Below are 22100 nucleotides of genomic sequence, written 5' to 3'. Positions count from 1 at the left end.
TCGTTCGGAGCGAAGGCTGAAGGGACCCGGATGCGCTTCGACCTCGTCGACCTCCAACTGTTCATCGCGGTCGCCGACCAGCGCAGTATCACCCGCGGCGCGGAGCGGTCGCATCTGGCCCTGGCCTCGGCCAGCGCGCGCATCAAAGGGCTGGAGGATGCGCTCGGCGTCGCGCTGCTCAAGCGCGGGCGCCGCGGCGTTGAGTTGACCTCGGCCGGCGAGAGCCTGCTCGATCACGCCCGTCTCGTCATTCACCAGATCGACGCCCTGCGCGGCGATCTCGCTGGCTTTGCCAGTGGCGTGCGCGCGAGCGTGCACTTCCTCGCCAATACCTCCGGCCTTTCGGAGCATCTGCCGAAGGCGCTCGCCGGCTTCCTGCGCGAGCACCGCGACGTCGCCATCGACATCGAGGAGCGCGAGAGCACCGACATCGCGGCCGCGATCACTGCGGGCGCGGCCGATCTCGGATTCGCCGCCGAGCACGCGCTGCCCGATCATATCGAGCGCTTCGCCTTCAGCGAGGATCGCCTGACGCTGGTGACGTCTAGGCGCGGCCCGTTCGCCGGCCGCCGCGCGATCGATTTCCAGGAGGCGGGCGCTTGCGACTTCGTCGGGCTCACCAGCGCCACCGCGCTTCAGGTGCATATTTCGAAGCACGCGGCGCGGCTCGGCATGCGGCCGCATTACCGCGCGCGCCTGCGCGACTTCGATGCGATCTGCCAGATGGTCGCCGCCGATGTCGGCGTCGCGCTGGTGCCCGAAGCTGCCGCCCGCCGCTGCGCAAAGCTGATGCCGCTCGCCATGGTCCGCCTGCGCGATAGCTGGGCCAACCGCAAACTCGTGATCTGCGCGCGAAGCTTCAAGACGCTGCCGCGCCCGGCCAAGATGCTGGTGGAGCATCTGCGGGCTGCGGCTGTGTGAGTTCTGCGCTACTTCGCAGTCTCCACGCCTGCGTCCTTGATCACCTTCGCCCATTTCTTCATCTCGTCCGCGATGAATGTGCGAAAATGCTCCGGTTCATCGCCGACCAGGGTTGCGCCCTGGGCGGCGAGCTTTTCCTTCACCGCAGTATCCGCCATCGCCTTCGTGGCCAGATCATGCAGCGCGGTGACGATCTCCTTCGGCGTGCCCTTTGGCGCGACCATGCCATACCAGTTCTCGATGCGGAGATCAGGAAAGCCGGCTTCGGCCGTGGTCGGCACGTCAGGCGCCGTCGGCGAGCGCTCGGCCGAGCCGACCGCGATCGGTCGCAGGGCGCCCGCCTTGACCTGCGGCAGCAGCACGGGGAGATCCAGAAACGTCATCTGCACCTGCTGGCCCAGCAGATCGTTCACGGCCGGCGCCGCGCCGCGATAGGGCACGTGCACGATGTCGATCTTCGCCGTCAGCTTGAACAATTCACCGGCGAGATGCGGCAGGCTGCCGGGTCCGGAGGAGGCGAAGTTGAGTTTTCCCGGCTGCGCCTTGGCGAGCGCGGTCAATTCCGCGATGTCCTTTGCTGGGATGTTGGTGGCGACAACGAGCATTTCCGGCACGGTCGCAACCAGAGTCACCGGCGTGAGGTCGTTCAGCGTATCGTAGGCGACCCGCTCCATGCTCGGGCTGATCGCCAGCGCGCCAGCGCTGGAGATCGCGATGGTGTAGCCGTCAGGTGCAGCCTTGGAGACGGCATCGGTCCCGAGCACGCCGCCCTGGCCGCCGCGATTGTCGATCAGCACCGGCTGCCCTGATAGCTCCGACATGCGCTGGCCGATCACTCGCGCGATGATGTCGTTGGGGCCGCCAGCCGGGAACGGCACGATCAGCTTGATTGGCTTGGTCGGGAAATTCTGGGCGGAGGCGAGCGTCGGAAACAGAAGCAACGCCGCGAGAAGGAGCGTGCGCGGGTTGGTCATGCAGGCTCCTGTATCGCTTATCCGTTGAGCAGTTTCAGTGCTTCTTCGTGAACCCTGGCGTCGCCGGCTGCGATGATGCGGCCGCCGCCCTGCGCCGGCTTGCCTTCCCAGGTGGTGACGACGCCGCCGGCGCCGGTCACGATCGGGATCAGGGCTGCGATGTCGTAAGGCTTCAGCTCGGTCTCGACCACGAGATCGACGTGACCCGCCGCCAGCATGCAATAGGAGTAGCAGTCGCCGCCATAGCGCGACAGCCGCGCGCCCTTCTCGATGCGGCCGAAGATGGCGCGGTCGCGCTCGTTCATCAGCAGCGGGCTGGTGGTGTAGGTCGTCGCCTCCGACAGCGAAGTACAGCGCCGGACCTGGAGCCGGCGCTCGCCGGAGGGGCCTTTATAATGAGCTGAGCCGCTGTCGCCGGAAAAGCGTTCGCCGATGAAGGGCTGGTGCATCATGCCGTATACCGGCGTGCCCTTGTGCAGGAGCGCGATCAGCGTGCCCCAGATCGGAAAGCCGCCGATGAAGGATTTGGTGCCGTCGATGGGATCGAGCACCCAGACGTAGTCCGAATCCTCGCGCTCGTTGCCGAATTCCTCGCCGACAATGCCGTGCTGGGGAAAGTTGGCCTTGATCAGACGCCGCATCACCGCCTCCGCGGCGCGGTCGGCCTCGGTCACGGGGTCGAAATCTTTGGTCTTGCTCTTGTCCTCGATCGACAGCGAGGTGCGGAAGAACGGCAGGATGGTTTCGCCGGAGGCGGTGGCGAGCCGTCCGATGAAGGCGGAGAAATCGATCACCGTCACGGCGTATCCTCAAAAAGCGAAAGTCGGGTGAAGCTCGCTCCTGCCTAGCTCAAATCGGAAGGATCGTGCAGCGCTGTCTTGCTTTTGCACCCTGGTATTTTGGATGCGGGAAGCGTTCGCCTCGTCAAAGACCACCCGCTGGGCAAATATCGATCATTGAGTTGAAACCTTAGTTCCGGATCTGCCTCGTTCGTATGCAAATGACTATCAACCCATTGAATTTCCTTATCAAAGGAACTGAATCTGGGTTTCTCTGGAAGCAACCGAGCTATGTCCTCATTGCATGGGAAACCGCTCGAAAGCCCTTGCACTTTGTGCGTCGCGGCCGCATATTGTTGCGGTGCGGTAGCGCTTCTCGCGTTACTGCTGCCCTCCTTGGGCGTTTCCTCCCTAGACTTGGGCCGCTTCTTCATTAGAAGCGGCCCTTTTTTCTTTCAGCCTCTAATGTCTTTCAGCGTCGGCTTTCATTTCAATGCGCGCCGCGAAACGCGCTCGCGCTGATCGCACCCAACACAATCTGTTCGAAGAAAACGTCGCGCCTATTCCGCTGCGGCTTGGAACGGGCCGAGATCGCCGAACGGGACCGTGGTCGCCAGCACGTCGGCGAGCACGCCGAAGTCCGACGCCACTTGCGCAAAGCGCGGGCTGCGCTCGCGCCGCCGCTCGTCCATGTAGATCGCGCGGTTGAGCTCGAGCTGCACGGCATGCAGGCCGCTGGCCGGGTTGCCGTAATGCTCGGTGATGAAGCCGCCGGCATAGGGCTTGTTACGGCCGATCGAATAGCCGAGCCCGGCCATGGTCTCCTCGACCCGGTCGGGCAATAGCGGCGTGCAGCTGGTGCCGTAGCGGTCGCCGATCACGATGTCGGGCCGGCGCGGCTCGTCGCGGGAGACGCCGACCGAGGGCATCGAATGGCAGTCGACCAGCACGACGGTGCCGAACATCTGGTGCACCTTGTTGATCAGCCGGCGCAGCGCGCGATGATAGGGCTTGTACAGCGTCTCGATCCGTCCCAGCGCATCGTCGACCAGGATACGTTCGCGATAGATCTCCTGGCCGTCGCCGACCACGCGCGGAATGGTGCCGAGCCCGCCCGCCACCCGCATCGAGCGGGTGTTGGCAAAGCTCGGCAGGCGCCCGGTGAACATCCGGGGATCGAGCTCATAGGGCTCACGATTGACGTCGACATAGGAGCGCGGAAAGTTGACCCGCACGGTCGGAAAGCCGCGCTCGCTGAGATGGCCGATTAGCTCGTCCATGAAGGAATCTTCGGAACGCCGCAGCGTCGGCAGGTCGATCCTGGAGGCGCTGAGGAATTCGTCCGGATAGGTCGAGCCGGAATGGGGCGAGTTGAAGATAAGCGGCGCGCGCCATTGCGCGGGCTCAACGATCTCGAAGGCTGGCGACTTGTCGCCGTCAAACCGGGTCATCTTCTCAGGCTTCGTCCCTTGGTGTCAGGCTTCGTCCCTTGGTAATCAGGCTTCGCCCTCGGCGCCGCACGATCCAACAAGCCCGGCACAGGCCTCAACACATTGATTCGGCCGATCGGGCGGCTCTTATGTGTCGTCATTGTCCGGAATCGCAACCATCCTGCCAAGCGAAAAGATGAGATCTGCTCTGGAACATGTCTTAACCCTGCGGGCAGCGAGGTGGGGACCGGCAGGTCCGGCTCGATTGCTTCGTACCGTATTCCGGTTCACAAGAGTCCGGCAGCGCGAGCTGCGGAGGGTAAAGATTTTCACCCCAAATTTACCCTCCGTCGGGCTTAGTGACCTCTGCTGATATCCTCTGGGGATTCGACTTTCCGCCATGCCAAAGATCCTGCTCGCCGAAGACGACAACGACATGCGCCGTTTCCTGGTCAAGGCGCTGGAAAACGCCGGTTTTCAGGTCTCGTCCCATGATAACGGCATGGCCGCCTATCAGCGGCTGCGGGAAGAGCCGTTCGAGATGCTCCTCACCGACATCGTGATGCCGGAGATGGACGGCATCGAGCTCGCCCGCCGGGCCTCGGAACTCGACCCCGACATCAAGATCATGTTCATCACCGGCTTTGCCGCGGTCGCCCTGAACTCGGATTCGGACGCCCCCAAGAACGCCAAGGTGCTGTCCAAGCCCGTGCATTTGCGCGAATTGGTCAGCGAAGTGAACAAGATGCTGGCGGCCTAAATCGGCCCCCTTCCGTCCTTGCACCGGCTCCCCTGAGCCGTTATAGGGACCCGACCCGATCTAGACGACATCTAGGGCGCGTAGCTCAGCGGGAGAGCACTACCTTGACATGGTAGGGGTCACAGGTTCGATCCCTGTCGCGCCCACCATCTTCTTCAGGGGTTTAGCCGTCCTGCGGCTGACCCTTGAAAAGATGATTTCCACGAACTTTCCACGAGACCCGTCTTGCACACATTCGCTATCACTAGGCTTCGCCGTGGCGGCCGTCGCCTGCGCGCTGGATGTCGAGTGAATGGAATGGGAATCCGAAGCAAAGCCCATCGAGCCCCCCGTTACTCCGATAGTAACGCTGGTAACGCCGGCCCTTCCGTAATCCCCGCCGTTCATCTCGTAGCCCATCATCTTCTGTCTTGCGGCCTTGCGAACCAGGATGCGCGCGAGCGCGACAATGCCGCGAAGGCCCTATAGAATTATACGCGAGCTTCGGCCCATTGCAAGCAAAAGTGATCTTAGGCATTGTGGCCTTGTTTGATTCTCTCCCCTTGATGAGCCGTAATGGTCGGTAAACCCAAGCTCCCGAACTGGCTCGCTTACATCCGACCCCACGTGCAACCCTATTTTGCATTGGGCAGGGGAGAGCGCGCAAAGTACATCGCGAAGTTGTCGAAGAAGACCGAGCTGTCCGACAACAGCTTGCGGCGGATGATCGCGGCGGCGCAGTTTCTCGAAGCTGAGGGCATCACCGATCTACCTCCTGGCGGCCGCCTGCCGCTGGGCTCGGTGGAGAACATCGCGCGCATCGCGGCGCACGAACCCTCGCGCCGGCGAGAACTACTGGATCAGGTGTGGGCCGGCCGGCTCACGATCGATCAACTCGCCGAAGAGCTGGAGAAGACGAGGAAAGCCGCCAAACGCCGCGCCAATGTGAAGACCGTGGATCCGCGGGAAATTTGGAATGGCGTTTTGGCGACCCGAGCCGTTGAAACGCTAAGGGCAAAACAGTTCGATCTTGAGAACATATCGGTACTTAGCTTCGACGACGACGGTGACATCCGGTATTTCGATTCGCAGACCAAGCCCGCGCTTGTCATCCGAATTCCGACCAAGCCGGCAGTCGTGGTGCTGGATGGCTCGGTAACGGGAGGCACGGCCGCCTCTTTCATGAGACAGCGCAAAGAATTCCTGCGCAACGTTTTGGTCGCAGCCGGTCTCTACGAAACAGTGCTTGTCTACGCTCCGCACTGGCAAGACGATCTCGAACGCCTTGTTCGCCACGCGCGCCCTTCGGTAGGAAGTAGGATCATTATTATTCAAGAGCCGTGATTGAGCCCCGAGCTAAGCAGCGAGATTCTACAGTCAGGAAACAGCTCATACCGACTATTCGAACGGGGGAGAGAATCCCTCCCTCTCCGCCATAATAAAACGGCTTCGAGAAAGGCCCGTAAAATCAGGTCTTACCGCACGCCAGAGGTCTCTGGTGTAGCCCCAGAGTGTAGCCCCAAGGCCGATCCAAGCTGCCATGACGGGCCGCAAGTTTCAAGCCGCGTGGCGCGGCCAGCGTAACAAGGCCCAATCCTCAGAAACGTTTCCTGAACGTCATTTCCACACTGCCTAGCGGGCGTCGGAAGAGGAAAGGGACCGCCAATCCTTCCAACCTCGGATCAGGGCTTATCGACATAAAAGCGCCGGCGAATGATAGGCTGTAATCAGAACTCGATCATTTCCTGACATCTTAGAAGCTGACGGACGCCGACAATCATCCACGCCTGCTTAGGCACCCCCGGCCGCGTCCGCCAGTCTGCCCGCCGTACCATGCAAGCATCCATATATGAATGGAAGGTCCGCTTCCGCTGACGAGAGCACCTTCCGTTTAAAGCCCGCCCGAAAGCGGTCGATGAGGCCACGGCACGTCTGGGTAGGCCGGTCAACTCGACGGTCTCCGGGCCCGAGATCGATCAGGGTCTGGAATCCAAACGATTTCGACTTGGAGTTCAAGCGTTCCACGAAGGCATCTTCGCGCACATGTGGGACTTCGCTATCGCCTAGCTGCCGGCGTCCGGCGGGCCATCGTCATTGAAAATTGGTTCCGTCGTAAGCTGCCCTCGCGCATCATCTCAACGCGCAGCGTGAGCAATCGACTCGGAGATCGGGTGTCCTCGAATTGTTGCTCAGCACGCAGCCGGTCTAGGCCGGCTTGGGACCAGCGCCAATCCAGCTCAAGTGGGCGTTTATCCCGACGACGACATCCTGCTAAGCGTGTGCGCAAACGATCGCGCTGTACATGGCCGCCGATCAAGTTGGTGCCCGGTCATGTCTTCGTTCGCCTTCCGAATTCGTAACGTCGATGAATGAAATCACGACTGCAATCGTCTCTAAATGTGCGTGCTTTCGCGAAACTTGCTGCAATCGACGCGCACCAACATAGGCTTCGTTGACAAGCTCTCGACGCCGATCCCAATGTTTCCTTATCAATTTTATTGGCTGCCTGTCGCTGACGTGACGCAGTCAATCGCGGAGATAGCAAATGACAAAACAGAATCCGGGATTCGCGCGCCGGTCCTTTGTTCTGGGCGGCGCAATGATTGGAGCGGCTACCGCAGCGGCAGCCACAATACGGGACGGCGAACTGGGCGCGCCTCCTCGCTCTTATCGTGGATCGATGCCTGTTCAGGAGGGGGCAGCCGACGCGCCACCGCAGGTTAACGGCAGTGACTTCAAATTCTTTACAGCTGAAGAGCGGGAATTTGTCGAAGCAGCCGTCGACCGACTGATCCCGCCGGATGCTGTTGGACCGGGTGCAGTCGAAGCAAATGTGCCGTTCTTCTTGGATCGGCAGTTGGCGGGCCCGTTTGGGCGCGGCGACCACTATTATCTCGGCGGACCTTGGAAGGAAGGCGCCCCGGAGCAGGGCTATCAGCTGCGCTTCTCGCCGGCGCAACTGTATCGAGCTGCGATCAAGGCCATCAACAGCCATACGTCCGAACAATTCAACAGGGCTTCCTTCGCTCAACTCAGCGGAAGCGACAGGGATCGCGTCTTGAAGGAGCTCGAAGCCGGTAGCATCGCGCTTGACGGCGGAGTCAACGCGCGCGTGTTTTTTGCGATGCTCCTCCAAAATACCAAAGAGGGCTATTTCTCCGATCCGATCTATGGCGGCAACAAGGATATGGCCGCCTGGAAGATGATTGGCTTTCCTGGTGCTCACTACGACTATAGCGAGTGGGTGGAGCGGCATGGGGAGCGCGTGCCCTATCCGCCGGTGGCATTCAAGGGCCGTCCTGGCTGGCGGGAGGCCTGAGCATGGTTACCACTCTGAAGCCCGTTGATGCGGTTATGGTCGGGTTCGGCTGGACCGGCGCGATCATGAGCCAACAACTTTGCGATGCAGGTTTGAATGTGCTCGGACTCGAGCGCGGCCCCTGGCGAGATACGCCCACCGAATTTGCTACGGGTTTCGCGCAGGATGAGCTGCGTTACATGTGGCGCCACCACCTGTTCCAGAATGTTTCGGATGACACTCTCACCATTCGAAACAATCTGAACCAGGAAGCGCTGCCGATGCGCCATCTGGGTTCATTCCTGCTCGGAACGGGCGTCGGTTCCGGTGGCGTGCACTGGAATGGCCAGATATGGCGCTTTCTTCCGAGCGACTTTCGGACAAAGAGCCACAACCAGGAGCGCTACGGCAGGAACGCGGTCACAGACTACGACCTGACGGTGCAGGACTGGGGTGTGACCTACGATGAGATTGAGCTTCATTACGATGCGTTCGACAAGCTATGTGGCACCAGCGGCAAGGCAGGAAATCTGAGAGGACAAATTCAGCCCGGGGGCAACCCATTCGAGGGGGCTCGTTCGGACGAATATCCCACTCCGCCGATGAAGCAGACTTATGGCCCGACTCTGTTCGGCCAAGCTGCAGCCTCGCTCGGCCGTCATCCCTTCCCGCATCCTGGAGGCAACCTCAGCCAATCCTACGTGAACCCGCTGGGTTGCCAGTTGGGGAAATGCACCTATTGCGGCTTCTGCGAGAAGTTCGGTTGCGGAAATTATTCGAAAGCGAGCCCCCAAACGACGGTGCTTCCATATCTGATGCGGAAGTCGAATTTCGAGCTCCGCACGGAGTGCGAGGTGCTCAGGATCGAGCTTACGCCAGACAAAAAGAGAGCTACTGGCGTTACCTATGTGAACAGCGCCGGCGAGGAGTTCTTCCAGCCGGCTGAGATGGTCTTCCTGGGAGCGTATATTCTGCACAACGTACGGCTCCTACTGTTGTCCGGCATTGGGAAGCCATACAACCCCAGAACAGGCGAGGGCCTGGTGGGCAAGAATTACGCCTACCAAACAATGTCGTCTGTGAATGTCTTCTTCGACGACAAAATCATCAATCCGTTCATTGGCGCCGGTGCGCTGGCGACGGTGGTCGACGATTTCAACGGCGACAACTTCGATCACTCGGGTCTGGGCTTCATCGGTGGTGCTTATATCGCCGGCATGGTCACCGGCGGGCGTCCCATCGAAATGATGTACACGCCGAAGGGTACGCCGCCGTGGGGCCTGGAGTGGAAGCATTCCGCCGCGAAAAACTATCTGCGTTCGTTCAATCTAAGCATCCACGGCTCAAGCATGAGCTCGCGTGGCAACTACCTGGATCTCGACCCGACCTACCGTGACGTATTTGGACGGCCGATGCTTCGGATGACGTTCGACTTCAACGAGAACGATTTGAAGATGTCGAACTACCTCACCGACAGGACGGCAGAAATTGCGCGAGCAATGAATCCCCGCGAGATCAAGGAAAACCGTCGCAAGGGGTCCTGGAGCGTTGTTCCCTATCAGACAACGCACAACACGGGCGGCGCCATTATGGGCGACAATCCACAGAACAGCGTCATCAATAAGTATCTGCAATCGTGGGACGTGCCGAACGTATTTTCGATGGGCGCCGGCGCCTTCCCGCAGAACCCCGGCTATAATCCGACAGCTACTGTCGCAGCGCTTACCTATCACGCTGCTCAACATATCATAGCGCGCTATCTGAAGGCACCTGGTCCAATGGTGCATGCATGAAGCGCTCATTGTACTTCATGACCACGGCCGCGAGTCTCGGTGTTGCAGCACTCGCTGCGATCGGTTGGGCTGAAGGTCAGATATCGGCACTGCCCCAGCATCGCTCGTCAGCGGTCACGGCTCTCGCGGTTCTAACTGCACAGATCCCCGATGGCGCAGATGCCGAGAAGCTGCGTCACGGACAGGACCTGATGCGTGCCGGCGATTGCGTGTCGTGTCATATGCGCAAAGGCGGAGAGCCGCTGTCCGGCGGACTCGGGCTTAAGACTCCATTCGGAATTATCTATTCGTCCAATATCACTCCGGATCTGGAAACCGGAATCGGGCGGTGGACGCCAGACCAATTCTATCGCGCAATGCACGATGGTCATGGGGTGAATGGTGAGAACCTTTACCCGGCTTTTCCTTATCCGTGGTTTCGCAACATGAGCCGTGCGGACGACGATGCACTGCTTGCCTACATCAAGACGACAGCGCCGGTCCGCTATACGCCGCCAGCAAACGAACTGATCTTTCCTCTCAACTACCGGAGCCTCGTCGCTGGCTGGAACCTGTTGTTCCTCAAGAATCAGCAGGACGCGTCGGTCTCTGAAAAATCGAAGGCCTGGAATAGGGGCGCATATCTGGTGAACGGGCCCGGCCATTGCGGGGCCTGCCACACCCCGAAGAACGCGTTCGGCGCTGATCGAGCCGGTCAGGAGTTCAAGGGTGCCGTTGTCGACAACTGGACGGCTCCGGATCTTACCGGCAACGTTCGGACGGGGCTTGGTGCCTGGAGCGAGGCGGATATCGCCGAATATCTGAAGACTGGCCGCAACGCTCACGCGGGAGCGGGAGGCGCAATGGCCGATGTCGTAACCTATTCCACATCGCTCCTGACTGATGCGGATCGCGCAGCCATCGCGGTGTATCTCAAGGATCTTCCGGGAAGTCCTTCTAAATCTCCCACAGTGCTGGTGGATGCGGCATCGCTTTCTCGCGGGCGCGAGATCTATTCGGATGCCTGCGCATCATGCCACCTGGAGAACGGCAAGGGGCAGCCGGGACTGTTTCCGCCTCTCGGCAAGAACGCCATGGTGCAACAACTTGACGCCACTGGCCTGGAGCAACTGATCCTGGCGGGGACGAGCATTGCAGCCACACCGAGCCGCCCCTCGCCTCTGAGCATGCCCGCGTTTTCGTGGAAGCTCTCCGATCGGGAGATCGCGGATGTTGCGACCTTTGTCCGGAACAATTGGGGCAATCGAGCTCCCGCAATCGACCCGGACGACGTTGCCGCCCTGCGCAAGCAGCTGAAGCTTCAGGAGCCGAGGCGAACAGACAATTCAGGCGATCAAGATTGATAGGAAGACCGCAATTTGCGGCGCACGGAAGCTGAAGTCAAACCAGATGGAACAGACCATGATGCAGAACAAAGCCACCACGCCGATGGATCGTCGTAAGCTCCTGTCGGGACTAGGTACGGCAGCCGTGGGCGGTGTCACTGCGAAACTACTGGGTCATACGGGGCCTGCGAATGCCGCTGCGGCTCGAGACACGTCCGACGCACCGTCGATCCTCGTGTTTGATGTCAACGAAACACTTCTCGATATCGAGTACATCAGCCCTGTTTTCGAAAGAGTGTTCAATGATCGAAAGGTCATGCGCGAATGGTTCAACCAGCTTATTCTCTACTCCGACGCAGTAACGTTGTCGGGTCCCTACGTTACCTTCTTTGATCTGGGTCAGGGCATCCTGAAGATGCTTGGCACGATCCATGGCGCCAAGGTCACTGCGTCGGATATCGACGATCTTCGCACGCGAATGTTGACGATGCCGGCCCATCCCGACGTTCTCGCGGGATTGAAGCAGCTGAAGGATGCGGGCTTCCGTCTGGTGAGCTTCACGAATTCCCCGCCCGACCAAAAGGCCAGTCCCCTCAAGCATGCGGGTCTTTCTGAATGGTTTGAGAGATCGTTCAGTGTAGATAGGGTCCGCAGGTTCAAGCCGGCTGCCCAAGGCTATCATCTCGTGGCCGAAGAACTCAACGTTGCGCCATCCTCGCTCTGCATGGTCGCAGCTCATGTCTGGGACACGATCGGGGCGCAGAGCGTCGGCTACTCGGGTGCCTTGATCACCCGTTCCGGGAACGCGCCGCTTCTCGTGGATCAGCTTCCTCAGCCCCAAATCGTTGCGCCCGATTTGCCTGGCGTTGCGGCCCAAGCCATCCGGTTGTGGCGAAGCTAGGAACAAGGCCAGTGAGGGCCGTGGAGCAATCGTGCCGCCCATCGCTAAGCCGGTCAATCCTGGCACCGGTCTAAAGTCCGCAAAGGGATAGACGGGGCTCCGCGAAGCTTGCGCTTCGTGGGCCAAACCCGATCGTCGATGTGGTGCGTAGTCGGCATCCTCGGATGATGTCTTGAGCCATACCCTGTTGGGAGCCAAAAAAATGAAAATCAGTAGGTTCTTCTCCACTGCGATGCTCGCGGCGACGACGCTCACGTCGGCTTCACTCCATTCAGCGCGCGCGGCCGGCGCAGGCGAGACCAGTGCTGAGATATCTTCCTTGAAGCGGCAACTGCATTTGCTCGAACAAAGGCTCGACAAGCTGCAACAGGGGAGCCCAGCGGCGGCCACAAAGTCAAAGGTTGCGGCAAATTCACAAGCAAGAGCCGCGTTAACGACCTCTAACGGAGAAAGCGCTGCGAAAGCGCCGCCGCTGGCGGCGGGCGCGCTGGTGTCGATGCCGAGCAACCGACCGACCATCTGCACCGACGATGGCGAGAACTGTGTCGGTATTACGGGCCGCGTCCACTGGGACGTGGGTGGCTACGATTATCATCCCAATACCGCGGCGACCTCCCCGCAACGACTGAATTCCGGCGAGAATGTCCGCCGCGCGCGCATCGGTCTCGCAGGCAAGTTCTTCGGCGACTGGAATTTTGCTCTGGTCTACGACTTCGGCGGTTCCTCAGATGGCTTCGGCGGCGCGGCGGCGGGATCTCTCCCCGGCGGGGGACTCTCTGGGCTGGAGAACGCCTACCTGAGCTACACGGGGCTCAAGCCGTTCGGAGGCAAGATGGCGATCGAAGGCGGCATTATGGACATCCCCTGGACGATCGACGAGGCCACCAGCTCGAACGACATCACGTTTATGGAACGCTCATCAGCCCAGGTCATCGCGGTCAACGTGGCTGCCGGCGATTTTCGTTCGACTTTCGGGACACGCTGGTGGAACGACTCGTTCTGGGTTGGTGGCTATGTGACCGGTCCGACCACAGGTTCCATCCATTCGGCCTCGAGCGTCACGCCTGCGGGGGCCACCGAGCAGTTTGGTGCTGTGGCGCGCGTTGCGGGCCAGCTCATCAACGGCAACAACTACTCCTTACACCTTGGCGCCAATGCCGAGTGGCTCGTTCAGCCGTCGCGCAATCTCGTGACCAACGCGCAAACGGTTTCGTTCAGTGACCGTCCTGAACTTCGGATCGATCCAACAGCGCTGATTTCGACCGGCGCAATTGCCAACGCCTCGGGTGCACAGGTCTACGGTGCGGAAGCGGCTGCGAGCTATGGGTCGCTCTACTTCCAGGGCGAGTACTACTGGTACAATGTCGATCGCAGCGCGTCGACGGGATTGCCACCGATCGGTGCTCCGAGTTTGCATTTTCAAGGTGGTTATGCCCAGGCAAGTTACGTGTTGACCGGCGAGACCCGTACCTACAATGCATCGACCGGCTCATACAACGGCATCAAACCGGCGGATCCGTTCTCAATGCGGAGCGGCGGCTGGGGCGCCTGGGAAGTCGCGGGTCGCGTTTCAACAATCGATCTCAACGACGGGTTGGCGAACGCAGCCGGGGTCGCAGGTGGTCGGCAGACCGTCTATACGGCGGCCTTGAACTGGTACATCAACGGCAATCTTCGTCTCATGCTGGACTATCTGCACGGCGACGTCGCCAGGCAACAATCGCCGACTTCGACGGCAGATCGGGGGGCGACGTTTGACGCGGTAGCAATGCGTACCCAGCTCGCATTCTAATGAAGTGGGCACGAGGTTCGTCGGTACCGGCCGAGACCGTGTCAGCTGATAGGGTTCGCCGTGTTTCCTACCTCAGTCTCTTGCGCCCGCGGGAATCCTTTGGCGCCCATAATATTGCCGCCAAGGCGTTGCGCGACCAGGCCGCTCAACACCTTGCTCGCGGACCGACCGCGTGCCGCTACTGTTGGGATTGATCCGAGGCGCCGATCAACAAATAGATGAATTGCTCTTGATCGCCATCCTCAGAGCAACGTGGCACTCCTTAGCTAGGCGAGCGTGTTCATCCAGTCGACAATCGCGTGTCCGATCTCGTCGGGCGAGTCCTCCTGAACGAAATGGATTCCCGCCACGCTCCGCTCAGTCACAGCCGGCCAACTGCGCACGAGGTTGACCAGTCTATGATTGTCAAGAATGGCACCCGGCTCTGCCTTCAGGAAGAGTTTCGGTACATCGGTCGTACCCAGCCAGTTCGCATAATCAGTGGCGATCGCGACCACATCGGCTGGATCGCCCTCGATCGGTATCTGCCGGGGCCAGGTCAATGTTGGACGTCGTCCCTCCCCGGGCTCCAGGAATGGCCTCCGATAGTGCGCCATTTCCTCAGCCGAGAGCTTCCGGATGATGGCGTTCGGCAGGATCTGCTCAATGAAATAATTGTTCTGCAGGACCATCGTTTCGCCGGCATCCGAACGAAGGGCCTCCAGGGCCGAGCGCATGCCCATCTTGTCCCAATGATCGTCGCCTTGGGGCGCTACGATCGCCTCCATGAATGCAATTCCCCTCACCGATTCCCGATGGCGGTTGGCCCAGTCGAAGCCGAGAGCAGAGCCCCAGTCATGAAGAACCAGGGTGACGCGCTCGCGCACATCCAGAGCGTCGAGCAAGGCATCAAGGTAACGGCGGTGCTCAACGAAGCGATACGAATTCGGGCCACTGTCGGGCAATTTGTCTGAATCGCCCATGCCAATCAGGTCGGGAGCAATGCAGCGGCCGAGCGGCTCGACATGTGGCAATACGTTGCGCCAGAGGTACGAGGAGGTTGGATTGCCGTGTAGCAGTAAGATGGGATCGCCCTCTCCAACCTCCACATAAGCCATCTCCCGATTCAGAACCCGCTGTCGCTTTTTCACATACGGAAATGCTGCGGATATCATGCGATTGTCCTTTTTCTCATCGTGTTCCAAATCGGTCGATGCATGTCGTCATCGTTGCTACGATGTCGGGAGGGATCTTGATTTCGAACTTCTTAGCTCGTAGCGGACAGAACGCTACGCCCTCGGGACAATGTCGTTTTGTCGCGTGCCGCGATAACCCGCTCGACATCCTGCTTCAGCAGATAAACAGAGACGGTCAGCAAGACGAGATCCTTCAGGAGGAAAGCTGCGACCATTCCCATGGCCGGGAACCCTCCGGCGCCGGCATCCCAGGCGTCTGGCGCGAATGGGAAGATCGTAACGGTTGCAATGAAGGTGCAGCAAGAACCGAGTGCGCCAAGCACGCCCAGCTTCTTATTCCAAAATCCCAGGAGCAATAGCGAACCGAAGGTCCATTCTGAAGCTCCCAGAAGAACACTCGTGCCACCGATACCCAGGACCGGGATCGTCCAGAAGATAAATGGGCCGTGGGTGATCAATGGCACGAGACCTCTGATCTCGGAATCGAACCATTTGTCATATCCGAACCACGCAAAGATGATCACCATCGATGTGCGGAGCAGATGGTAATCGAGATCGCGCCGTAGCAGCACTGAACGGCCGAGCGTGTCGATAATGAAGTTCATGGCGTGTTTTCTCCTGTTGACGAATGAATGAGGAGCCGCACCATGATGGTGCGACACCAGGGGATAGGATGCGATCGCCAAATGCAGTGGTGCTCGCGGTCAATGACCTGCGATTTGGCCACCATCGACGTGAATGGTTTCTCCGGTTACGAATTTCGCGTCTTCCAAGTAGAGGATCGCCTGCGCGATATCCTCGGGTTCACCCATGCGCTTGATAGGGTGCAACGACGCCACGGCTTCGTATGTCTCGGGAGCGTGAAGCGGCGTCTTGATCATGCCGGGAGCTACAGCATTTACCCGAATGCCGCGGGTGGCGTATTCGATTGCGAGACCCCGCGTCGCAGCGGCAAGGCCGCCCTTGGTTAGCGACGCCAGAACGGCAGGAACATTCGAGTTAGCGTATTCGACCAGGGTCGTCGTGATCTGAACGACGTGTCCGCTCTTCTGCTGCAGCATTGCCTTGATGGCGTGCTGGGTAATGAAGAAGAAGCCGTTCAGATTGGTCGCGAGAACGTCTCTGTAGTTTTGCTCGGTGTAGGTCTCGAACGGACCGGGAATAAAGATGCCGGCATTGTTGATCAGCGTGTCGACACGTCCGAACCGCTCGATAGCGGATTCGATGACGCGTCGTCCGGTTTCCGGATCTGCGATATCGGCGCGAATTGCCAGGCAGTTCGGATCGCGGGACGGTGCAATCGACCGAGAAGTCGCGACAATGCAATAATTGCGGCTTCGATACCCATCGACGATTGCCTCGCCCAGGCCTCCCGAAGCTCCAGTGACGACGACAACCTTTTGACCCGTGTTCATGGTACGCCTCGTCTGGTTGTGCTGTCCTTGAGCGACAAATATTTTGACGGCGTGCCCCAACGCGAGACCATGGCGCTTCCGATCGGCAACTCAACGGAACGCGAGAACCCTCTAGGTTGGATCTTGGCTCGCCGAAGGTCTCGTCGAATGCAGTGCCGTGTCTCACGGTGCCCCTTGAAACGGCGGCTCACAACCTAGCGATTATGATGCAGTAACGCATACTGAAGTATGGGTTGCTCGAACACCGGCCACCGCGGAGCTTCGCTGGAAGCGGTGATCTCGACACGAGCTTCGTGCGTCACCGGCGAGCCAGCGTGCTCGCTGGTGACCGATCAGGGTCGGCGTGATGGCTATCGACGTGCCAGTCGAACTAGATCTTGTCTCAACAGATAGAAGGAGACTGCGAGCAGGACGACGTCCTTCATCAGGAAAGGCACATTGCCGGTCATCGCTGGAAAGCCTCCTGCCGCAATATCCCAGCCCTCCGGCATGAAAGGAATGATGGTGACAGTTGCGACGAACGTGCCGGTCGAGCCGAGTGCCCCGAGAACGCCAAGCCGCTTGCTCCAGAAGCCCGCGAGCAGCAGCGCGCCAAACGTCCATTCCGACACGCCCAGGAAGTAGCTGGCGCCCGCGTGGCCGAACACGGGATAAAGCCACCAGATCAGCGGACCGTTGCCAATGAAGGGGACCAGTCTCTCGAATTCATACGGAAGCCACTTCTGGTAGCCGAAGAAGAAGAACATGATCACCATGGAGGCGCGAACGATGTGATAATCGAGATCCACAGCGAGTAAGCCGGATCCATGCAGGATACGAAGAGCGGGGCTTTGGGCGAATTTGGTATTGGCAAGCGTAGTCATGATCCTGATTCCTGATTCGAGATGACGATGCGCCGCAGTTGCGCTACGCCACTGCCGGAAAGTCGATCTCGGTATCGTTGATACGATTGAAGACGTTGGTGAAGACGGTGGTTGCAAAGGCAAGGCTGATCTCGACGAGCTGCGCATCGCTGTAGCCAGCGGCCTTGATCGCGAGATAATCCTGGTCGCTGATGGTGCCGCTGGTGCGCGCGAGCTTGCGCACGAACGTGACCAACGCGTCACGCCGGGCATCGCCCGTCGGCTTACCGTCGCGCACCTGCTTCAGCACCTCCTGCGTAACGCCGACGAGCGACCCGAGATGGCTGTGGGCGGCGACACAGTAGTCACAGCCGGCGGCTTCGCTGATGATGAGCTTGATGATCTCCCTGTCGGACTTGTTCAGGCTGCCGGACGCCAAGACCGTATCGGCAGCGAGGACGGCCTTAAGTGCCGCAGGGCCATGGGCGGCAATGGCCGCGAACGTATTCGGCACGCTGCCGATGGCCTTCTTGATTTGGGCATAGAGCTGGCCAGACGGGCCGGCGTCAGCGTCGAGGTTCGGGATGGAAAGGCGGGACATGGTGGCACTCCTTATTGGCCGGTGAATGATTGCGGAGTCACAATAGGGTCCCAAAATGAGATGTTGAATGCCAATATGGCTCGAATATATGCTTGTTCGTCTCAATAGGGTGTCGTGAGGGGTTTGGATGGATTGGTTGAGCCGGCTGTTCGAGATGATGCCAGTCCACGGTCGTTTGGACCTGCGTTGCTCCTATGGGGCGCCTTGGCGGATCGAGCAGGGGCCGGGCAATGTCAATGAGATCCCGTACCATGCCGTTTTGGCAGGCTCGGCGGTGCTGGACGATCCGGCCAGTGGCCGGCCGCTGCACCTCAAGGCTGGCGACATCGTGCTGCTTCCGGGCAACCCGCGGCACATCATGCATGATGGCAGCGGCGACGCGCCGCTGAAGGTGCGCAATCGCGCGTCGCTCAATTTCATGATCAGCGAGAATCCCGGCTCCGACCAGCGACTCGATCTGTTGTGCGGACACTTTTCGATCGCCCCGCCGCACGACAGGTTGCTGCGAAATTATCTGCCGCCTGTGCTGGTCGTCAGCGCCGGCGCGACGGATGGAGAGCAAGGGACTGCGGGGCAACTCGCGGGCCTCGTTGCCTTGATGCGCGGCGAAACGGCAAGTGATCGACTGGGAGGCCGCGCGATGTTGAATGCGCTGTCGACTGCGATGTTCGCGCTCGTGTTGCGCCTTGCCAGCGAGACCGGGGATATGTCTCGGGGGCTGCTTGCGCTCGCGGGACATCCTCGCCTGGCGCCCGTGGTCGCCGCTATGTTCAACGAGCCGGCGCGCGCATGGACGCTTCCGGACTTCGCACAGCTCGCCAACATGTCGCGTGCCACACTCGCGCGCCAGTTTCAGGAGAAGCTTGGTCGTTCCCCAAGCGATCTGCTGACCGACATCCGCATGACATTGGCAGCGAACGAATTGAGGAAATCGTCGATCTCGACGGGAGCGGTGGCGGAAGCAGCCGGATATCTGTCCGAGGCAGCATTCCAGCGGGCTTTCAAGAGCCACATGGGGATCACGCCTGCGCAATGGCGGAAGGCAGCGCAAATATCGGCGACGGCTGACGAACTGGAGCTGACGAAGAGCGCAGAGGTGATGTCGGATATTGGAAGCACCTCAGCAGGTGCTTGAGATGGTTGGCCACCTCAACATCCGCGGCAGATGATCAGCTTGCGGTCCAGTATCTGATCGCGCTGTTGTTGCTCACGTTCCAACGCTGACAAAGTGCCTGAATGAGGTGCGTCGTCGCGCCTCGGCTGGTGATGGCCAACCGGCGCGAGCCACGGCCGATGCGATGTCAATTCGACCGAAGCCAGTTGCTCGGCTGCGCGTCCCTGCAGCCCGTGAAGGGTTTCGAGAGAGGTGCTCCGATCGGATGCGTATGTGGGGGACAGCAAGGCAAGGAGAAGAATTCCTGCAAGGACAGGGTGGCTCGAACGTGTTTGGATCGACATCTGGGTCATGGCGGAACTCCCTTGGTGGAGGCTCGTGATGAGCGGCTCCGTGGGAGCTACGATAGTCATGCACGCCAAAGACCGAATGCCGGGCGATCTCTAAGATGTGCTCGTTCGTCTCATAGCCATTGGTGGAGCTGCTCCGCCCGGTGTCGACACGGCCTTATTGCGGCAGTGATTGAATGTGAGGCCAGCGTAGCAGGTAGATTGGGTACTCGCAGATGACCGATTCGTTCGGACGAAAACCGGCCAGCTCAGAGGGCCGGTCCGGTCGACACGGCCAGTCTTCCAGGCCAGATGCTCTTCGTGCTGCGGGCGGAGGCTCGTTGGGGTGGGCCGGAGCGGTCGCCTACATGGAATGGCGATGTCCAGCGGCGCACGCCTCAAGCCGCGCGGTAGCCCCGTTCCTGGAGCACCCAGCCGTTGCCGTCCGGGTCCAAAAAATCAGCGAAACTGGCGTAGTCCCCGCGCGCGGGATCCAGGCCCGGCGCGAAGCCACCGTCCCATGCGCCGGTCGGCGTCTTGTGCCTGATATCGCTGACCTGGACGCCGCGCCCCAGCAGGTGGCGGTGCGCGGTCTCCAGATCCGTGACGACGAGACAAGTGCCACGGAGCGAGCCGACGGGCGCGTTGGTGATCCCCTTACCAATCTGGATCGAGCAGCTCGAGCCAGGAGGCGTGAGCTGCACGACGCGGAATGCGTCGTTGGGGCGGTAATCGACGTCGAGGGCAAAGCCGACCTGATCGACATAGAATCTCAGTGCCCGATCGACATCTCTCACGGGAACGGTGATCACTTCGACCGAGAACTTCATAAGGACCTCATTGATTGCATCGCCTGCGACCTACAAATCGATGACGACGTCTCGTATAGGCTGTGAGCAGCAAATCAGGAGATTGCCGTCGGCCGGCATGTCGAGCGGAAGTGGATTATAGGCCACTGCGCCTGAAATCAGGCCGCTTTCGCAGTTGTGGCAAACGCCAGTCCGACATGACCAGCGGACCGGAACGTCACACGCTTCGGCCAGCTCCAGAAGGCTCCCGTAAGAGGACGGCTTCCAATGGACGGCGATGCCGCTTCGCGCGAAGGATATTAATGGACCACCGCCGGGGGCATCACTGGGCAGATGAGGAGCTCGGGGAACTGCGTTGACGATCCCAGGCATCATTGGCTCGCCGCCATTGAAGACTTCGACTTGAATCCGATCGGGTCCTATGCCGAACGTTGCAAGCGCCTGCTTCATGTCTGCCATGAAACGGGCCGGCCCACAGAGGTAGACATCCGCTTCGTGCGGGATTCCGACTTCCTTGAATGTCGATTGCGACAATCGGCCTGGAGCATCGAAATCTTCGCCGAGCCTGTCGCGCGGAGCCGGTCTGCTGTAGCAGATGAAGCTGCGGCCCCGGGCGAGGCCAAGCACGAGCCGGCGGACTTCGCCGGCGAATGGATGATGCTGCCCGTCGCGCGCGGCATGCAGCCAGAATACCTGCCGGGCGGAGTGGGTCGCTGCAAGCGCGTGTAACATTGCGAGAACGGGCGTTGCCCCGATGCCCGCGCTGAGGAGTACGACTGGCCGCTCTCGGGATTGCAGGATGAAGCCTCCGCGGGGGAAGCTGACTTCGAGAACATCGCCGGTCTGGAGAGCCCTCTTCAGGTAGTCTCCAGCGGCTCCATTCGGCTCGATCTTCACACTGATCCGATAGCTCTCGGTCGATTGAGGACCGGAGAGCGAATAGCTGCGAACGAGCGGCGGGCCATCGGAGCGCGGAAGGCGCACGACCACGTATTGGCCTGGGAGCGGAAGAGGCAACGGCTCGCGATGCGGATGCTGAAGGGAAAGAGAGAGGACGTCCACGGTCTCCCGATCGATCGCGGCAACCAAGAGCGAGAAAAATCCAGGCGCGGTCGAACTAGCAGCGGTCGCCGGAGCAAGACCTGCATTGCCGCTCCCTCCCGCACCTGCCATTTGGCTCTGAAGCAATGCTTCAAACGACGAGCGCCATCCCGGCGAAAGTGCCTCGATCCTCAATGCCCGCTCCAGCCGATCACGCGGGTGATCTGGAGAGTAGAGCAGCGCGCTGATTTCGGCGACGGTCATCCGTTCGGACGCTTCACCAACCTGTACGATTTGATCGCCGACACCAACTTCGCCTTCACTCAGGACACGGAAATAGAATCCCGGCCGTCCACTGGATGTCAGAAGGGCAGGCATCTTCGGCTCGTTGGTCCGGATGCCGACGCGGTAGCAGGTGACGCGCGGTTGAGTGACCTCGAAGACGGCGCTGCCAATTCGATAGCGATCGCCTATGCAAACGCTATCGTCGGGTAGCCCTGCGATGGTGAAATTGTCGCCGAATTGTCCATGTACGAAGTCGGTGCGGCCCAGTTGCATCTGCCAGTAGCGGTATGACTCGATTTGGTAGACGAAGATTGCCCGCTGCTCACCGCCGTGCCCGCTAAGATCGCCTTGCCCATCTCCCTCTAGATTGAGCCGGCCAACCCGACAGCGACCGCGCACAGGGGTTTTCCAAATGCCCGTGCGTACCGTGCGGCCCTTCCACGCGATTTCGCGCGGAAACCCAACGTTTACTGACACAAGATGCGCCATATGCAGCTCTCTGTTGGCGAGCAGTTCTTCTTGCCGCTTATGAGCCGT

Annotated in this window: 20 protein-coding genes and 1 tRNA gene; 10 read left to right on the top strand and 11 right to left on the bottom strand. The window is 60.2% G+C overall.

From position 1 onward, the window contains the following. Positions 1-30: 30 nt before the first annotated feature. Positions 31-921: a LysR substrate-binding domain-containing protein gene (locus AC0L27_RS07970; RefSeq protein WP_473318550.1), complete on the top strand. Its 891-nt coding sequence runs from the start codon at positions 31-33 to the stop codon at positions 919-921. An 8-nt stretch (positions 922-929) separates the two neighbouring features. On the opposite strand, the gene AC0L27_RS07965 is transcribed toward AC0L27_RS07970, so the two are convergent. The 3 genes from AC0L27_RS07965 to AC0L27_RS07955 form a co-directional block, all read right to left on the bottom strand. Then, positions 930-1895 carry a Bug family tripartite tricarboxylate transporter substrate binding protein gene (locus tag AC0L27_RS07965; RefSeq protein ID WP_354208309.1) on the bottom strand — a complete coding sequence of 322 codons (966 nt, stop codon included), beginning with the start codon at positions 1893-1895 and terminating at the stop codon, positions 930-932. A gap of 17 nt (positions 1896-1912) precedes the next feature. Then, positions 1913-2695 carry a histidinol-phosphatase gene (gene hisN, locus AC0L27_RS07960; protein WP_275171017.1) on the bottom strand — a complete coding sequence of 261 codons (783 nt, stop codon included), beginning with the start codon at positions 2693-2695 and terminating at the stop codon, positions 1913-1915. Between the two features lie 539 nt (positions 2696-3234). Further along, complete coding sequence (locus AC0L27_RS07955; protein ID WP_354208308.1) at positions 3235-4125, bottom strand: N-formylglutamate amidohydrolase; 891 nt, start codon at positions 4123-4125, stop codon at positions 3235-3237. A gap of 379 nt (positions 4126-4504) precedes the next feature. Between AC0L27_RS07955 and cpdR the strand changes: the two genes are divergently transcribed. From cpdR to AC0L27_RS07915, 8 genes are all read left to right on the top strand, one after another. Beyond that, a complete protein-coding gene (cpdR, locus tag AC0L27_RS07950; protein ID WP_007597092.1) occupies positions 4505-4864 on the top strand; it encodes a cell cycle two-component system response regulator CpdR in 360 nt (119 codons plus the stop codon). Positions 4865-4938: 74 nt separating this feature from the next. Then, positions 4939-5013 (top strand) — tRNA-Val (locus tag AC0L27_RS07945). A 406-nt stretch (positions 5014-5419) separates the two neighbouring features. Further along, a complete protein-coding gene (locus AC0L27_RS07940) occupies positions 5420-6187 on the top strand; it encodes a hypothetical protein (RefSeq protein ID WP_473318548.1) in 768 nt (255 codons plus the stop codon). Between the two features lie 1201 nt (positions 6188-7388). Then, positions 7389-8162: a gluconate 2-dehydrogenase subunit 3 family protein gene (locus AC0L27_RS07935; RefSeq protein WP_473318546.1), complete on the top strand. Its 774-nt coding sequence runs from the start codon at positions 7389-7391 to the stop codon at positions 8160-8162. Positions 8163-8164: 2 nt separating this feature from the next. Then, positions 8165-9934 carry a GMC family oxidoreductase gene (locus AC0L27_RS07930; RefSeq protein WP_473318544.1) on the top strand — a complete coding sequence of 590 codons (1770 nt, stop codon included), beginning with the start codon at positions 8165-8167 and terminating at the stop codon, positions 9932-9934. Continuing rightward, positions 9931-11277: a c-type cytochrome gene (locus AC0L27_RS07925; protein WP_473318542.1), complete on the top strand. Its 1347-nt coding sequence runs from the start codon at positions 9931-9933 to the stop codon at positions 11275-11277. The genes AC0L27_RS07930 and AC0L27_RS07925 overlap by 4 nt, the downstream gene beginning before the upstream one ends. A gap of 58 nt (positions 11278-11335) precedes the next feature. Next, positions 11336-12160: a haloacid dehalogenase type II gene (locus AC0L27_RS07920; RefSeq protein WP_301269906.1), complete on the top strand. Its 825-nt coding sequence runs from the start codon at positions 11336-11338 to the stop codon at positions 12158-12160. Positions 12161-12362: 202 nt separating this feature from the next. Next, positions 12363-13952, top strand: coding sequence for an OprO/OprP family phosphate-selective porin (locus AC0L27_RS07915; protein ID WP_473318711.1), 1590 nt, complete (start codon positions 12363-12365; stop codon positions 13950-13952). A gap of 266 nt (positions 13953-14218) precedes the next feature. Here AC0L27_RS07915 and AC0L27_RS07910 read toward each other — a convergent pair whose 3' ends face one another. The 5 genes from AC0L27_RS07910 to AC0L27_RS07890 form a co-directional block, all read right to left on the bottom strand. Continuing rightward, entirely contained in the window at positions 14219-15106 is an 888-nt protein-coding gene (locus AC0L27_RS07910) for a haloalkane dehalogenase (RefSeq protein WP_298240317.1), read from the bottom strand. A 92-nt stretch (positions 15107-15198) separates the two neighbouring features. Further along, entirely contained in the window at positions 15199-15732 is a 534-nt protein-coding gene (locus tag AC0L27_RS07905; protein WP_158671076.1) for a YkgB family protein, read from the bottom strand. Between the two features lie 99 nt (positions 15733-15831). Continuing rightward, the gene (locus AC0L27_RS07900) at positions 15832-16542 is read right to left on the bottom strand and encodes an SDR family NAD(P)-dependent oxidoreductase (protein ID WP_473318539.1); all 711 of its coding nucleotides are present in this window, start codon (positions 16540-16542) and stop codon (positions 15832-15834) included. A gap of 350 nt (positions 16543-16892) precedes the next feature. Further along, on the bottom strand, positions 16893-17405 hold the full coding sequence (locus AC0L27_RS07895) for a YkgB family protein (RefSeq protein WP_473318537.1): 513 nt from the start codon (positions 17403-17405) through the stop codon (positions 16893-16895). A gap of 43 nt (positions 17406-17448) precedes the next feature. Then, entirely contained in the window at positions 17449-17985 is a 537-nt protein-coding gene (locus tag AC0L27_RS07890; RefSeq protein ID WP_301269911.1) for a carboxymuconolactone decarboxylase family protein, read from the bottom strand. Between the two features lie 127 nt (positions 17986-18112). Here AC0L27_RS07890 and AC0L27_RS07885 point away from each other — a divergent pair, with 127 nt between their 5' ends. Beyond that, positions 18113-19120, top strand: a complete 1008-nt coding sequence (locus AC0L27_RS07885; protein WP_473318536.1) for a cupin domain-containing protein — start codon at positions 18113-18115, stop codon at positions 19118-19120. Positions 19121-19134: 14 nt separating this feature from the next. Here the strand turns inward: AC0L27_RS07885 and AC0L27_RS07880 are convergent, their stop codons facing one another. The 3 genes from AC0L27_RS07880 to AC0L27_RS07870 all read right to left on the bottom strand — a co-directional run bounded on the left by AC0L27_RS07880 (position 19135) and on the right by AC0L27_RS07870 (position 22052). Further along, the gene (locus AC0L27_RS07880) at positions 19135-19452 is read right to left on the bottom strand and encodes a hypothetical protein (protein ID WP_301269913.1); all 318 of its coding nucleotides are present in this window, start codon (positions 19450-19452) and stop codon (positions 19135-19137) included. A gap of 374 nt (positions 19453-19826) precedes the next feature. After that, positions 19827-20258, bottom strand: coding sequence for a VOC family protein (locus tag AC0L27_RS07875; protein WP_473318534.1), 432 nt, complete (start codon positions 20256-20258; stop codon positions 19827-19829). 30 nt (positions 20259-20288) lie between these two features. Next, positions 20289-22052 (bottom strand): MOSC domain-containing protein, encoded by a 1764-nt coding sequence (locus tag AC0L27_RS07870; protein ID WP_473318533.1) that lies wholly within the window; start codon positions 22050-22052, stop codon positions 20289-20291. Positions 22053-22100: the final 48 nt, after the last annotated feature.

The sequence above is a fragment of the Bradyrhizobium sp. Ken51 genome (assembly GCF_055807435.1).
The sequence above is the reverse complement of the archived record's forward strand: the minus strand, read 5'-3'. Positions and strand labels throughout refer to the sequence as shown.

Bases quoted from the DNA above. Each gene is read 5' to 3' on its own strand.
- AC0L27_RS07970 (WP_473318550.1), top strand. From the start codon at position 31: ATGCGCTTCGACCTCGTCGACCTCCAACTGTTCATCGCGGTCGCCGAC.
- AC0L27_RS07965 (WP_354208309.1), bottom strand. From the start codon at position 1,895: ATGACCAACCCGCGCACGCTCCTTCTCGCGGCGTTGCTTCTGTTTCCG.
- AC0L27_RS07955 (WP_354208308.1), bottom strand. From the start codon at position 4,125: ATGACCCGGTTTGACGGCGACAAGTCGCCAGCCTTCGAGATCGTTGAG.
- cpdR (WP_007597092.1), top strand. From the start codon at position 4,505: ATGCCAAAGATCCTGCTCGCCGAAGACGACAACGACATGCGCCGTTTC.
- AC0L27_RS07940 (WP_473318548.1), top strand. From the start codon at position 5,420: ATGGTCGGTAAACCCAAGCTCCCGAACTGGCTCGCTTACATCCGACCC.
- AC0L27_RS07935 (WP_473318546.1), top strand. From the start codon at position 7,389: ATGACAAAACAGAATCCGGGATTCGCGCGCCGGTCCTTTGTTCTGGGC.
- AC0L27_RS07930 (WP_473318544.1), top strand. From the start codon at position 8,165: ATGGTTACCACTCTGAAGCCCGTTGATGCGGTTATGGTCGGGTTCGGC.
- AC0L27_RS07925 (WP_473318542.1), top strand. From the start codon at position 9,931: ATGAAGCGCTCATTGTACTTCATGACCACGGCCGCGAGTCTCGGTGTT.
- AC0L27_RS07920 (WP_301269906.1), top strand. From the start codon at position 11,336: ATGATGCAGAACAAAGCCACCACGCCGATGGATCGTCGTAAGCTCCTG.
- AC0L27_RS07915 (WP_473318711.1), top strand. From the start codon at position 12,363: ATGAAAATCAGTAGGTTCTTCTCCACTGCGATGCTCGCGGCGACGACG.
- AC0L27_RS07910 (WP_298240317.1), bottom strand. From the start codon at position 15,106: ATGATATCCGCAGCATTTCCGTATGTGAAAAAGCGACAGCGGGTTCTG.
- AC0L27_RS07905 (WP_158671076.1), bottom strand. From the start codon at position 15,732: ATGAACTTCATTATCGACACGCTCGGCCGTTCAGTGCTGCTACGGCGC.
- AC0L27_RS07900 (WP_473318539.1), bottom strand. From the start codon at position 16,542: ATGAACACGGGTCAAAAGGTTGTCGTCGTCACTGGAGCTTCGGGAGGC.
- AC0L27_RS07895 (WP_473318537.1), bottom strand. From the start codon at position 17,405: ATGACTACGCTTGCCAATACCAAATTCGCCCAAAGCCCCGCTCTTCGT.
- AC0L27_RS07890 (WP_301269911.1), bottom strand. From the start codon at position 17,985: ATGTCCCGCCTTTCCATCCCGAACCTCGACGCTGACGCCGGCCCGTCT.
- AC0L27_RS07885 (WP_473318536.1), top strand. From the start codon at position 18,113: ATGGATTGGTTGAGCCGGCTGTTCGAGATGATGCCAGTCCACGGTCGT.
- AC0L27_RS07880 (WP_301269913.1), bottom strand. From the start codon at position 19,452: ATGACCCAGATGTCGATCCAAACACGTTCGAGCCACCCTGTCCTTGCA.
- AC0L27_RS07875 (WP_473318534.1), bottom strand. From the start codon at position 20,258: ATGAAGTTCTCGGTCGAAGTGATCACCGTTCCCGTGAGAGATGTCGAT.
- AC0L27_RS07870 (WP_473318533.1), bottom strand. From the start codon at position 22,052: ATGGCGCATCTTGTGTCAGTAAACGTTGGGTTTCCGCGCGAAATCGCG.